The organism is Tunturiibacter empetritectus, assembly GCF_013410875.1.
Lineage (GTDB): Bacteria > Acidobacteriota > Terriglobia > Terriglobales > Acidobacteriaceae > Edaphobacter > Edaphobacter empetritectus.
Window position 1 is genome coordinate 379,815 of the sequence record NZ_JACCCU010000003.1, and the last position, 12,946, is coordinate 392,760.

The following is a 12,946-nucleotide window of genomic DNA, read 5'->3' on the forward strand; positions in this document are numbered from 1 at the left end:
AGAAGGCGATGACGGCTGGGTTGAAGACGGGGTTGATCGTGTTAGGGCTTGTGGTTGTTGCGTTTATTCTTTTGGGAGGAGGAAAAAGAATGGTGATGGGGGCAGAGAGAAAAGAGCCGATTCCGGCTCCTGCGATGGATGAGCCGCATGTTGCGGCAACGCATGAGACTGCGGTGTTTGCGGGTGGCTGTTTCTGGGGCGTGCAGACGGTGTTTCAGCGGGTGAAAGGGGTTACGGCTACTACTGCGGGTTATTCGGGTGGAAGCGCGTCTACAGCTACTTATGATCAGGTGTCGTCGGAGGGCACTCGGCATGCGGAGTCGGTGAAGATTGTGTTTGATCCGGCGAAGGTTAGTTATGGGACGCTGCTGCGGATCTTCTTTTCGGTGGTGCATGATCCTACGCAGTTGAACCGGCAGGGGCCGGATGTAGGGACTTCTTATCGGTCGGTGATCTTTTACACTTCGCCGGAGCAGGAGAAGGTGGCTAAGGCCTATATCTCTCAGCTGGATGCGGCGCATGTGTTTGGAAAGCCGATTGTGACGGAGGTTACGCCTCTGAAGGCCTTCTATGATGGGGAGGACTATCACCAGGACTATGCGGAGAAGAATCCCAACAATCCGTATATTCAGGTCTGCGATGTGCCGAAGATGGCGGCTTTGAAGCAGCAGTTTCCAGATCTTTTTCAGGATTACAAGCACAAATAATTTCGGCTGGTGGGACTGGGTTAGGGACCTGTTTTTGCTGGGGTTTTTGCGAAATAGTGGTGCCTGAACGTGGTTTTTTGTGTGGCTGGATGTGGTGGAATGTGTGGTGAACGTGGTGTCGTTGCACCACACATTCTGGCCGCTAAGAATACGCCAGGGTTTCGGGATTTATTTTGGATGGCGGTTCGGGCGAACTGGTGGCGTTCGGGCGAAGATGCGGGGGGCTTGACGGATACCGTGCATCGGCTCGCTGCAACAGAGAGATGTGGCCGCAATCCACTACGTCACGCGTTGAGGCTGCGTGACTTCGGTCGAGATGACGGGGATTGGGGTGGGGATAGAAGAACGAACAAGGCAAAGGACGAAATGCGGGGATCCTTCACTCCGTTCAGGATGACGACTTCAAAAAAAAGTGGCGGCCTTACGGGGTAATACAGCCAGGGCCAGGATGACGACTTCAAAAGATGGTGGCGGCCTTAGGGGGCAATACCAGCCAGGGTCAGGATGACTTCAAAAAGGGCTGGGGATCTGGGCGGGGATGGGTTTCACGTAGAGAGTGCGGGTTATTGGGTGACTTCGCCCTCGGGTTCGTCGGTGGGGTTTTCGATCTCGGCCTCGAAGCCTTCGAGGAGGCGGTTGAGGAAGGCTTCGGGGTTGGTGTCTTTGTTTTGGAGCTGGTGGGCGAGAGCGATGTGGCGGGCGAGGTCGGCGAGGACGATGCCCCAGGCGAAGGGGTCCTCCCAGGCTCCGCTGCGGATGCTGACGTGCTGTCCCTGTTCGGCGATCCAGACGCGGAGAACCTCGAAGGAGGCTTTGTCGCGCTGGGCTTGTTCGGGGATGGCTAAGGTTTTTTCTGCTCCCATGAAGCTTCTCTTTTCTTTTTGCTATTCGGTTAGCTTTCCGGCTGCTAAAGATGTGCCAGGTTTTCGGGGCTAATTTGGCCTAGGTGGCTGGCAAAGGACGAAATGCGGGGGTCTTGACGGATACCGCAGAGTGTATCGGTTCGCTGCGACTGAGAGATGCGGTCGCAATCCGCTTCGCGACAGACGGTGTGACTGTCTGCCGCTTCGGTCGAGATGACGATGTTTGTTTGGGTTTGGACTGGGGCATAAGAGCGAACAACGGCAAGGACGAAATACGGGGATCCTTCACTCCGTTCAGGATGACAACTTTTAGTTGTGAGATCGGAGAGCTTGCTTCGCGCTTCGTATTCATCAAACTCTGGGATGTACTTGTCTGTAGTTGTCAGGTTACAGCTCATCTGTGAATTAACCCTTTGGTGTGTGGGAAACCCGTTGATAACGTGAGGAAAGCGCTGGTTGCAACGGCCCTTGCGACAGCGGAGAATAGAGCCATTATGGCATCTTTTGCTCAACTAAATGTTTCAGAAGGTCTGCCCGCTTCGGTTCATATCGAAGTTGCTGTTTTAGGGGCAATGCTTCTGGACGGGCTTGCGGTCAACGATGCGACAGGAAGGCTAAGGGCGGAAGATTTTTCGCTCGATTCGCATCAACGCATCTACCGAGCCATCACCGATTTATTGGCGGGGGGTCGTGGCGTGGACTCCCTGACTGTGCGAGAGGAGCTGATTCGGAAGAGAGAAATTGATTCGATTGGCGGGCCTGCGTATCTTGCGTTTTTGACGGAGGGGATTCCGCGGAACTTCAACATCGAGAGCTATGTCCGGATTGTGAAGGACAAGAGTTTGCTGCGGCAGTTGATGGCTATCTTTGGCGATGGATTGACGCTCGCCTCGGACCAGTCCGAGGAGGCGATTCATGTTTTGAGCAATGTGGAGGCCAAGCTGTCGGAGGTGGCCGATAGCGCGATTCAGTATGGGTTTTCGGACATCGCGACGATTGTGAAGGAGTCGTTCGGGTCGATTGATGCGCTGTATGAGCAGGGGCGCGAGGTTACGGGGTTGGCGACGCACTACATAGAATTTGACCGGATGACGAGCGGATTGCAGGAGTCGGAGCTGACGATTATTGCGGCGCGGCCTTCGATGGGCAAGACGGCGTGGGCGATCAACATTGCGGAGAATGCCGCGGTGCGCGGGGGCAAGGTGGTGGCGGTGTTTTCGCTGGAGATGAGCAAGGCGAGTCTGCTGCGCAGAATGCTGGCCTCGCAGGCGTTGGTGAACTCGAAGGCGATTCAGACGGGAATGTTGATGCGGGAGGACCGGGCGAAGCTGATTGCCGGGCTCGAGCGGTTGATGGAGTCGAAGATGTTTATCGACGATACGCCGGGGATTACGTTGGCGGAGATGCGGGCGAAGGCTCGGCGGTTGAAGCAGCAGCATGGGCAGCTGGATCTGATCGTGATCGACTATCTGCAGCTGATGACCGGGTCGTCGGGGTCGCAGAAGGGATTTGAGAATCGGACGCAGGAGGTCTCGGCGATCTCGCGCGGGCTGAAGTCGCTGGCGAAGGAGATGAAGGTGCCGGTGGTTGCGCTGTCGCAGCTGTCGCGTGCGAGTGAGCAGAGGGGCGGGGATAAGAAGCCGCTGTTGAGCGATCTGCGCGAGTCAGGTTCGATCGAGCAGGATGCGGACGTGGTGTGCTTTATTCACCGCGAGGAGTACTACGACCGGGAGAATGAGGATCTGAAGGGCAAGGCAGAGATCATTATTGCCAAGCAGAGGAATGGACCAACGGGGAGTATTCATCTGGCGTATCTGTCGGACTATACTCGGTTCGAGAATCTGTCGCATGGCGGGGATTAGGGCGGGTACTAGGCTCTGGGTCCTGCCGGACGGGCCCGCTGCGCGCGGCGCGATCACTCCGTGATGGGTATACCGCTTCGCGTGGTGCTCCCGTTGGTCGCACGTACAAAGTCGAGGAGTCATCATGATCGAGTCTTCTGATCTTCGGAGTAAGAGGATGCCGCTGAGCGGCGGAGCCGGTCAGATGCCTGCACTCGGATTCGGCACACTGATTCCCGATGCGGCCGTGACTATAAGCGCTACCAAAGACGCGCTGGCTGCGGGGTTTCGGCACTTCGACTGCGCGGAACGCTACCGGAACGAGCGTGAGGTGGGCGAGGCTTTGAAGGCAGGAGTTGCGGCTGGAGGGATTGCGCGCGAGGATCTGTTTGTTACCACGAAGTTGTGGAACAGCAATCACCGGCCGGAGCGCGTGAGACCGGCTTTTGAGGCGAGTTTGGACAGGCTGAGGCTCGACTATCTCGATCTCTATCTGATTCACACTCCGTTCGCATTTCAACCGGGGGAGGAGCAGGATCCTCGGGATGAAAAGGGCAACGTGATCTACGACAAGGGCGTGAGTCTGGTTGACACCTGGAGGGCGATGGAGAGTCTTGTGGACCAGGGCAGATGCAGGGCCATCGGACTGTCTGACATTACCTTGAACGGGCTGTTGCCGGTGTATGAAGCGGCGAGGATCAAGCCAGCCGTGGTCCAGGTGGAGTCGCATCCGTATCTTCCGGAGACGGAGCTTCTGGAGTTCTGCAAGGAGAAGGGCATTGTGCTGTTGGCGTTCGCGCCTCTGGGTCATGGGATGAGGCCGGGGCCGCTTGAGGATCCGGTGATTCTGGCCATCGCTGCACGGGTTGGAAAGACTCCGGCGCCGGTGCTGCTGGCCTGGGCGGTGCAACGCGGCACAGCTTTGCTGACGACGCCGCGGACGGCGGAGCGGGCGAAGGAGAACTTCAACGTCTCAGCCATTCCGGAAGACGCGGTTGAGGAGATCAATCGGATTCAGACGAGACAGAGGCTCAACGACGTGGTGAATACCGGCAGCCCGGGGTTCATTCCACGCGTCCAATCGGCATGAAAGCCAAGTAACACCTGGAGCAGACTATGAAAGAGGAGCAGATACGCGAATCATTGAACGCACACTGGCGTGCGTCGGCGGCCGGCGATGCAGATGCGGAGCACGATATCTATGCTGACGATGCCATCTGTGATTATCCACAGTCGGGCGAGCGAATCCTTGGTAGGAAGAATTTGCAGGCGCTGCGGAGCCATCATCCGGGCAAGCCGTCGGGTTTCGAGGTTAGGCGGATTGTTGGAAGCGGAGATCTTTGGATCACGGAGTACACGATTATCTATCAGGGGCGACCGGCATACACGGTGAGCACGATGGAGTTTCGCAACGGCAAGGTGGTGCATGAGACACAATACTTCGCAGATCCGTTCGAGGCGCCGGGGTGGCGGAGCCAATGGGTTCAGCGGATCGCGTGACGACGCTGAGGGACAGCTGCTTGTTTCGGACTATTAAACTGCGCCCTGCGCGGGCGGCGGTCACTTCGTGACTTGTATACCCCTTCGGTTGGCGCTCCCGTTGGTCGCGAAGAAGATTTTGATTGCTGCGCGGGCGCTCCACGCTCAAGAGATGGGCACCCGCAGTGATTATGGTTTGGGTGCTGCTGCGATTGCGTTGAGGCTGGTGATGGTTTCGGGTGGGAGTTTGAGGGTTGCGGCTTTCAGGTTTTCGCGCAGGTGCGCAAGCGAAGAGGTACCGGGGATGAGGAGCATGTTGGGAGAGCGGTGGAGGAGCCAGGCCTGTGCGACTTGCATTGGCGTGGATTGGAGGGAGGCGGCTGCTTCGTCCAGCTTGGCGGACTGCAACGGCGTGAAGCCTCCGAGGGGGAAGAAGGGTACGTAGGCTATGCCTTGTTTGACGAGGTCGTCGAGGAAGGCGTCATCGGTTCGGTGGGCTACGTTGTAGAGGTTTTGGATGCAGACGATTTCGGTTATTTTTTGTGCTTCGGCGAGTTGACCTGGGGTTACGTTGCTGAGGCCGAGGTGGCGGATGAGGCCCTGGGCTTTGAGTTCGGCGAGGACGGTGAGGGGTGCTTCGATGGAGCCTTTGGTTGGGCCGGCGAGTCCTCCTACGCGGAGGTTGACGACGTCGAGCTTGTCGAGGGCGAGGTTGCGGAGGTTGTCGTGAACGGCGTCGATGAGGTCCTGGCGGGAGAGGGCTGGGTTCCAGGAGGCGTCTGCGCCGCGGCGTGCGCCTACTTTGGTGACGATGACGAGGCCATCGGGGTAGGGGTGGAGGGCTTCTTTGATGATCTGGTTGGTGACGTGTGGTCCGTAGAAGTCGCTGGTGTCGATGTGATTGACGCCGGCGGCGATGGCTTCGCGCAGAACGGCGAGGGCGGCATTTCTATCTTTCGGCGGGCCGAAGACGTGGGGGCCGGCGAGTTGCATGGCTCCGTAGCCCATGCGGTTCACGGTCATCGAGGTGCCGGGGAAGGTGAAGGTTCCGCCTAGATTTGTCTGTTGCGTCATTGCTGGTGCTCCTTTTTGTCTTTGCACGGTTGCGATTTGTCAGGTGCGCGGTTCGGGTTCGTTTTGGCTACCTGTGGTTAGATGAAGAAAGCCTCAGGTTAGGAGTTCGCATTTGACCCCACGTCCTCAGATGCTGTTGGAGCCGCGTAAATCGCCGGTGCAGGCTCGTTCGGCTGCGAGCGTGGATGCGATTCTGGAGGCGACCATTCAGGTTTTGTTGAGCGTGGGGAAGGAACGGCTGACGACGACGAAGGTTGCGATGCGCGCTGGGGTTTCGGTTGGGACGTTGTATCAGTATTTTCCGAATAAGAGTGCGTTGCTGCAGGCGGCTTTGCTACAACATCTGAACGGGGTGTCGACGGCGCTGGAGCAGGTGTGCCGGGAGCAGAAGGGGAAGCCGCTTAAGGAGATGGTTGCGGCGGTGATCAACGCGTTTCTCGAGGCCAAGATGATGGATCCGAAGACGAGCGTGGCGCTGCATGCGGTGAGCTCGGATGTGGATGGGGCGAAGATTGCGAAGCAGAAGGCGTTGCGGTCGCTGAAGGCGATTGCGGGGATGCTGGGGACGTCGAGCGAGTCGCTGACGAAGGAGCCGCAGCTGGTGGCGTCGATGCTGGTGGCGGCGATGGTGGGGGTGAGCCGGAGACTGCTGGAGTCGGATGCGCCGGAGAAGCAGTTTGAAAGCATGCGGGGGGAACTGGTGTTCTTTGCTTGCTCGTATATGGAGGCTTGTTCGGTGCGGGAAGTGCGCCCTGCGCGGGCGGCGGTCACTTCGTGACTTGTATACCCCTTCGGTTGGCGCTCCCGATGGTCGCGAGGGAAGATTGTGCCGACCAACGGGAGGAGTACGCGAAGCTCTAAAAAGGCGTGTGAACGCCCGCACTCCGCGCAGGAGGCCCGTCCGGCAGGACAGCTTCGATTTTGGAAAGGCTCCTGACAGTACGGTGTCAGTAGGGTGTCAGTATTCTGCGGTTGTGTTCGTAAGGTCATTTGCTAAGTCAGGGAGGCAATATGAAGGAACAGCCGAAGTCGGTGGCGGTTTGGTTCGAGATTCCGTGTGCCAATCTGGAGCGGGCAGCTAGGTTCTACGAGACGATTCTGGATCGCAGGATGAATAAGGATGAATTTGGGGAGTTGGGGGATCCGATGCGTCTGTTTCCGGCGGCTGCTGGCGGCGTGGCGGGGGCTCTGGTGAAGCGTACCTTCAGGAAGCCCGGTGGTGGGGGGACGATGGTTTATCTGAACTGCGATGGCGAACTGGATGCTGTAATTTCGCGGGTTCGCGAGGCTGGGGGGTTGATGCTGATGCCTCGTACGGTGATTCCTGGTGGGCATGGTGCGTTTGCTTGCCTGAAGGATACGGAAGGAAATCATATTGGGTTGCATACTTCGGTTTGAGTGTCCTGCCGGACGGGCTCCCTACGCGGGAGGCGGTCACTTCGTGACTTGTATATCCCTTCGGTTGGCGCTCCCGTTGGTCGCGGGGAGCGATATACGGGCTGCTAACTGGAAGCGGGCGCAATTCTTTTTCCAGGCCATCTTTTCCAGGCCATCTAGGATATATGCATGCGGCGGGCTGACCGACTCTTCCGGATCGTACGAGTGCTGCGCGGTGGCAGGCTGCAGACGGCGCGGATGCTGGCGGAGAAGCTGGAGGTTTCGGAGCGGACGATCTATCGGGATGTGCGCGATCTGCAGATCTCGGGGATGCCGATTGAGGGGGAGGCGGGGGTTGGGTATACGCTGCGGCGGGATATGGACCTGCCTCCGCTGATGTTTACCCGGGATGAGCTGACGGCGCTGGTGCTGGGGGCGCGGATGGTGCAGGCGTGGGGTGGGGCGGCGAGCGTGGCCTCGGTGGACCAGGCGCTGCAGCGGATTGAGGCGGTGCTGCCGGCGGATCTGCGGGAGCGGCTGGATTCGATTCTGATGTACGCGCCGGGGCATCGGATGGTGCAGCCTTTGAAGGAGCGACTGGATCTACTGCACGACGCTTGCGTGGGCAGGCGGGTCGTTGCGTTTTGCTATGCGAAGGAGGATGGACAGAGCAGTGAGCGCGAGGTGAGGCCGCTGGCGCTGTACTTCTGGGGTGGGGCCTGGACGCTGGCGGCTTGGTGCGAGCTGCGGAAGGACTTCAGAGTGTTTCGGATCGACCGGATGCAGGAGGTGGAGGTGCTGGGGCGCGAGTTTGTACAGAAGAAGGGGCAGAGGCTGGAGGACTTTGTGAAGCAGGTTGGCAAGCCGCCTTATGTCTCCGAATCGGTTGCTGCGGCGGGTATTGGGCAGGTTAGAGCGGATTGACTATTGGTGTGGAGGAGGGCAACCGCAGATTCCCTTCGGGAATGACAACAAGGGCACTGCGGGCGCTATGCCAACTGCGACTTTGTTCTAGTTTACGAGGTAGGTCGCGGGTCGCGAAGAGTCGTCCGTTGGGTTGTACGGGGGGGCGAAGGTGGTCTTTTGTACTGCCAGGCATTCGGAGACGCGCTTGAGCATGTCGGTGGGGTGAACGGGCTTGGTGAGGGTGGTGAAGTTGTAGCCGGCGCTGCGTGCGTGTACGAGGAGGTCGGCGGTTGCGGCCTGGCCGGAGAACAAGAGTATTTGGCATTCGGGGATGTTCTGACTGACAGCGATGGCGAGTTCGATGCCGGTCATGCCGGGCATCATGACGTCGGCGATGAGAAGTTGGGGGTTGAACGTTCGTGCGAGCTCTAAGGCTGCGGCACCGTCGTAGGCGGTGAGGGTGGAAAAGCCGCTGCGGGAGAGGATTATCGAGAGGGTGTCGGCGATGATGTGCTCGTCGTCGACGATGAGGATGACTGGCTTGGTTCTTTCCGAAATAGAGATGGCATCCTCGTTCGGGACTACTGTCAGGGGAACAACTTCAAATTTGATCTTCGCGGTCATGACTTGTACCTCTGAATCGAAGCGTAGACCTGTTTGAGTTATACGGGTTAACTCTTTTAGATCTCTCAGTTATGGAGAGGTTTAGGCGGTGCTAAAGAAAGCGACCAGTTAGGCAATGTTGAAAAGAGCAACTTGTTAGTAGCTGGCATATCTGCTTAGTGTTACGTTAACGTCAGGTTAGTTTCAGATCACATCAAGGGGGGGGGGCGTGGGAAGCGACGACGAGTTCGATCCGAAAGAGATGAAGTTTGAGTCGGTGCTGCAGGCGAATGTACCCAAGGGTAGAGCAGGCAAGCACAAAGAGATCATCACGCAACTGTTGAGCGATATTGCGCAGTTGAAGGTTGGCAGCGCGTTAAAGATCCCGCTGGATCAGCTTCCGGATACGAAGGAGAATGTGCGGTCTGCGTTGAGCAGGGCTGCCCGGCAGCAGAAGATCAATCTGGCTACGTCCAGTAATGATGAGTTTCTGTTTGTTTGGAAGACGGATAAATAACGTTCTGTAAGACCCCTCTTTAAAATCAGGAACTCTTAGTCCTGCCGGACGGGCGCCCTTCGCGGGCGGCGGTCACTTCGTGACTTGTATACCCCTTCGGTTGGCGCTCCCGTTGGTCGCGAAGGGAGATTATGCCGACCAACGGGAGGACCACGCAAAGCTTTAAAGAGACGTGCGAACGCCCGCGGAATCGGGGTCCCCACAAACAGGTCTTTCGTTTGTGGGGTGACTAAGCGCAGGAGGCCCGTCCGGCAGGACATAGTCTTCAATATGGGTTGGGTTGGTTGCTCAGGATCTCTTTGCCTCCGCTTTGCGCAATGAAGAAGGTTTTGCCCGGAAGCGAAGGCACAGGGTCGGAGAGACTCTGCCAGAGGAAGATGCGGCGAGGTTCAAGCCAACGGACTTTGAGGGAGAGGGCGTCCTCGAAGATGGGTGGGGCGTCGGGAAAGAAGGAGCCGTACCAGAGGTTGGAGCTGCGGCCGTCGAGGATGTGGAGGTCGCTGCGTCCGAGATAAAAGCCGAGGGTGCTGGCGCTCTCGTACTCGCCGTGGATGACGATGAGGTCGCTGGGCTTGAGTTCGGGCTCGATGGCGGTGGCTAACTGGCGGGAGCTTAGGACGGGGAAGAAGATCTGCAGGCCGACGTGTGCGGCGAGCACGAACCCAAAGGTGGCGGCGGCGAGGCAGAGGTTTGCGGCGTGGGGCTGGTAGGCGCGACGGAGGAGCCAGTTGGCGAGGGTGCCGGTGAAGAGCGCGATGGCGGTGAGGAGGAGCGGGTCATGGAAGGCGCCCATGGCCTGGGCGTTGAGGTCGAGGAAGTGGCCGAAGGAGAGGGCGTAGTCGCCGGGATTTTGTTTGAGGAGCGAGGCGAGGTCGATGACGGGGTTTGGCGGGGCGGAGTGGAGGAGGAAGAAGCCCGCGATGAGGGCGGCAAGGGAGCCAAGGACGAGAAGGACGACGGAGATCCGCTGGCCGGAGGCGACGAGAGGGCTGGGGACAGCGAAGGATTCGGCTTCGGTGGCTTCGCGGTCGAGCCAGGCGGCGATGAGGAGGATCATGGCGGGGAGGGCGGGAAGAACGTAGTACTCCTGGCGGGTGGAGAGGGAGAAGAAGAGGACGGGGATGATGGCCCAGAGACCGAGGAGGAGGTAGGTGTTTTCGCGTTGGGTGAGGGTGCGGATGGAGACTCGCGGACGAAGGGCTTTGCGCCAGGGGACGGCGGCCAGGGAGCGGAAGAGAAAGGCGCTCCAGGGCATGATCCAGAGGAGGATGAGTCCCCAGAAGAGAGGGAGGGGGACGGTGTCGTAGTCGCGGGGGACGCGGAGGTTGAGGTAGCGGAGGAGCTGCTCGTTGACGAAGTAGAACCAGAGCCAGCCGTGGACGTTGCCGTCGGTGGGGAGGGGGACGGACCAGTGGCCGTGCGCGAAGGTGAGTGCGCCGGGGTGGCCCTGGGTGGGGTTGGCGAGGGCGATGAGGATGTGCCAGGGGGCAGCGATGGCGAGGAAGACGATGGTGCTGGAGAGGGGGTGGAGCTGGCGGATTCGGGTTAGGGCGGCGCCTAAGCTGCGACGGGTGAGGATGAGGTGGGCGAGGACAATGAGGAGGGGGAAGACGATGCCGATGAGGCCCTTGGTGAGGACGTTGAGGGCGCAGGAGGCGGCGAAGAGCCAGCAGAGGGTGATGCTTGCGTCTACTTCAGTTGATGGGGTAGGAGTGCGGTTCGCTTCGTGAATGCCCACCTTAGCTTCGCGAAGATGGGGCACCCGATTTTGGGGCGCTCCCTGGGTCTGTCGCTGATCGGTCTGTCGCTGATCTGGCTGTCGCTCATGGGTCTGTTCGGTGGCCCAGTAGAAGAAGAGGGCGAGGGTGAGCCAGAGGCAGAGGTCGGCGTCGGGCAGGAGAATGCGGGTGAAGATGAAGATGCCGAAGCTGGAGAGGAGCATGAGGCCGGCGTAGAGGCCGGCTCGGGGGGAGAAGGCGCGGCGGGCGAAGGCTTCGAGGAGGAGGGCGAGCGAGAGGACGGTGAGGGCGATGGGCAGACGGGCGGCAGCGGTGTTGACGCCGAAGAGCTTGAAGCTGAGGGCCATGCTCCAGTAGAGGATGGGGGCCTTTTCGAGGTAGCGGATGCCGTTGGCGTAGAGGGTGACCCAGTCGTGGCGGAGAAGCATCTCGCGGGCGACTTCGGCGTGGACGGAGTCGGCGTCGTCGAGTAGCGGGGGGACGAAGAGGGTGAGGGTGGCGTAGAAGAGGAGCCAGAGGACGAAGAGGATGAGGCGGTTTTTTGCCAGGGGCGACATGGTTGTGAGCGATAGGGAGGATGTTGATGTCGTCTGCATGGTGGCGAGATGTTGGGTTTAGGTGAGTCTATCAATGCGGTGTTGAGGTGGGAGGGGTTTGCTAGAGTCGCAAGGCTATGATGAGAAGCGTGTTGTTTGAGCGAGGGCATCTGGGTTGAGTGAGTTGGTGCGAGTTGCGGAGGTTGCGGGGCCGCCGACGGAGCTGATCTTTGGGGATTGGTATCCTGCGGCGCGTGCCGGGGAGCTGCGCTCAGGCAAGACGGCGAAGGCGCTGCTGCTGGGGATTCCGCTGCTGCTGGGGCGAAAGACTGGGGGAAAGCTGTTTGCGATGCGGGATCTTTGTCCGCACCGGGGGATTCCGCTGTCGGCTGGGTGGTTCGATGGGGAGACGATGACTTGCAAGTATCACGGCTGGAAGTTTGAGCCTTGCAGTGGGCAGTGCAGGGAGATTCCTTCGCTGACGAGTCATGAGACGCTGGACCCGACGAAGATTTATGCGGGGGCGTTTCCATGTGAGGAACGCGATGGGTTTGCGTGGGTGTATCTGCCGGAGGCCGGTGCGGGGCGAGTGCAGGGGTTGGAGACGCTGCCTCCGGTGCCGGAGGTGCCGAAGTTTTCGGCGAGGTTTCGGAGTGCTCACCTGGAGGCGGAGTTGCCTTGCAATGTGGATCACGGGATTATCGGGTTGATGGATCCGGCGCATGGGCCGTTTGTGCACCAGGCGTGGTGGTGGCGTTCGGCGGCTAGTATTCATGAGAAGACGAAGCACTTTGAGCCGCTGGAGGACCGGGAGAACAACGGGCGGAATGCGGGGTTTCGGATGTCGTCGCATGCTCCGAGTGCGAACTCGGCGCCTTATAAGTTGCTGGGAGTTTATGGCGAGCCGATTACGACGACGATTGATTTTGTGCTGCCGAATCGGCGGTACGAGACGATACGCGCGGGGGATAAGTGGTTTTCGAGTTTGACCACGATTACGCCGGTGACGGCTTCGACTTGCCGGATTGATGTGGTTGCGGCGTGGAATGTCTTTTACTGGGTTCCATTTGTAACTTCGATTGCTACTTTCTTTGGCGCTCGGTTTGTGCGGCAGGATCAGGAGACGATGATTGAGCAGGCGGAGGGGTTGAGGTTTCATCCGGGGCTGATGCTGATCGACGATGCGGATAAGCCGGCGAAGTGGTACTTCGCTTTGAAGCAGGCGCGGTTGAAGGGGACGGGAGAGCATCCGCTAAGTGGGCCGGTTACGCTGCACTGGCGGAGTTAACTGCTGCCTAAGAATG

Annotated in this window: 13 protein-coding genes; 9 read left to right on the plus strand and 4 right to left on the minus strand. The window is 59.2% G+C overall.

The window, feature by feature from the left end; all coding sequences use genetic code 11:
- Positions 1-89 precede the first annotated feature (89 nt).
- Complete coding sequence (msrA, locus tag HDF08_RS19445) at positions 90-707, plus strand: peptide-methionine (S)-S-oxide reductase MsrA (RefSeq protein WP_373563247.1); 618 nt, start codon at positions 90-92, stop codon at positions 705-707.
- A gap of 563 nt (positions 708-1,270) precedes the next feature.
- On the opposite strand, the gene HDF08_RS19450 is transcribed toward msrA, so the two are convergent.
- Positions 1,271-1,570, minus strand: coding sequence for a DUF5076 domain-containing protein (locus tag HDF08_RS19450; RefSeq protein WP_179640321.1), 300 nt, complete (start codon positions 1,568-1,570; stop codon positions 1,271-1,273).
- Between the two features lie 494 nt (positions 1,571-2,064).
- Here HDF08_RS19450 and dnaB point away from each other — a divergent pair, with 494 nt between their 5' ends.
- From dnaB to HDF08_RS19465, 3 genes are all read left to right on the plus strand, one after another.
- On the plus strand, positions 2,065-3,432 hold the full coding sequence (gene dnaB, locus HDF08_RS19455) for a replicative DNA helicase (RefSeq protein WP_179640322.1): 1,368 nt from the start codon (positions 2,065-2,067) through the stop codon (positions 3,430-3,432).
- A gap of 124 nt (positions 3,433-3,556) precedes the next feature.
- Positions 3,557-4,501 (plus strand): aldo/keto reductase, encoded by a 945-nt coding sequence (locus HDF08_RS19460; RefSeq protein WP_179640323.1) that lies wholly within the window; start codon positions 3,557-3,559, stop codon positions 4,499-4,501.
- A gap of 26 nt (positions 4,502-4,527) precedes the next feature.
- Positions 4,528-4,911, plus strand: coding sequence for a nuclear transport factor 2 family protein (locus HDF08_RS19465; protein WP_179640324.1), 384 nt, complete (start codon positions 4,528-4,530; stop codon positions 4,909-4,911).
- Between the two features lie 168 nt (positions 4,912-5,079).
- Here HDF08_RS19465 and HDF08_RS19470 read toward each other — a convergent pair whose 3' ends face one another.
- Positions 5,080-5,964 (minus strand): aldo/keto reductase family oxidoreductase, encoded by an 885-nt coding sequence (locus tag HDF08_RS19470; RefSeq protein ID WP_179640325.1) that lies wholly within the window; start codon positions 5,962-5,964, stop codon positions 5,080-5,082.
- Positions 5,965-6,076: 112 nt separating this feature from the next.
- Between HDF08_RS19470 and HDF08_RS19475 the strand changes: the two genes are divergently transcribed.
- The 3 genes from HDF08_RS19475 (at position 6,077) to HDF08_RS19485 (ending at position 8,265) form a co-directional block, all read left to right on the plus strand.
- A complete protein-coding gene (locus HDF08_RS19475; RefSeq protein ID WP_257031288.1) occupies positions 6,077-6,742 on the plus strand; it encodes a TetR/AcrR family transcriptional regulator in 666 nt (221 codons plus the stop codon).
- Positions 6,743-6,975: 233 nt separating this feature from the next.
- Positions 6,976-7,362 (plus strand): VOC family protein, encoded by a 387-nt coding sequence (locus tag HDF08_RS19480; protein ID WP_179640326.1) that lies wholly within the window; start codon positions 6,976-6,978, stop codon positions 7,360-7,362.
- Positions 7,363-7,530: 168 nt separating this feature from the next.
- On the plus strand, positions 7,531-8,265 hold the full coding sequence (locus HDF08_RS19485; protein WP_179640327.1) for a helix-turn-helix transcriptional regulator: 735 nt from the start codon (positions 7,531-7,533) through the stop codon (positions 8,263-8,265).
- A gap of 87 nt (positions 8,266-8,352) precedes the next feature.
- Here HDF08_RS19485 and HDF08_RS19490 read toward each other — a convergent pair whose 3' ends face one another.
- Positions 8,353-8,871: a response regulator gene (locus HDF08_RS19490; RefSeq protein WP_179640328.1), complete on the minus strand. Its 519-nt coding sequence runs from the start codon at positions 8,869-8,871 to the stop codon at positions 8,353-8,355.
- A 208-nt stretch (positions 8,872-9,079) separates the two neighbouring features.
- Here HDF08_RS19490 and HDF08_RS19495 point away from each other — a divergent pair, with 208 nt between their 5' ends.
- Positions 9,080-9,367, plus strand: a complete 288-nt coding sequence (locus tag HDF08_RS19495; RefSeq protein ID WP_353070130.1) for a hypothetical protein — start codon at positions 9,080-9,082, stop codon at positions 9,365-9,367.
- A 265-nt stretch (positions 9,368-9,632) separates the two neighbouring features.
- Here the strand turns inward: HDF08_RS19495 and HDF08_RS19500 are convergent, their stop codons facing one another.
- On the minus strand, positions 9,633-11,702 hold the full coding sequence (locus tag HDF08_RS19500; protein ID WP_257031289.1) for a glycosyltransferase family 39 protein: 2,070 nt from the start codon (positions 11,700-11,702) through the stop codon (positions 9,633-9,635).
- Between the two features lie 115 nt (positions 11,703-11,817).
- On the opposite strand from HDF08_RS19500, the gene HDF08_RS19505 reads away from it, so the two are divergent.
- Positions 11,818-12,930, plus strand: coding sequence for a Rieske 2Fe-2S domain-containing protein (locus HDF08_RS19505; RefSeq protein ID WP_218884873.1), 1,113 nt, complete (start codon positions 11,818-11,820; stop codon positions 12,928-12,930).
- The last annotated feature ends 16 nt before the right edge of the window (positions 12,931-12,946 follow it).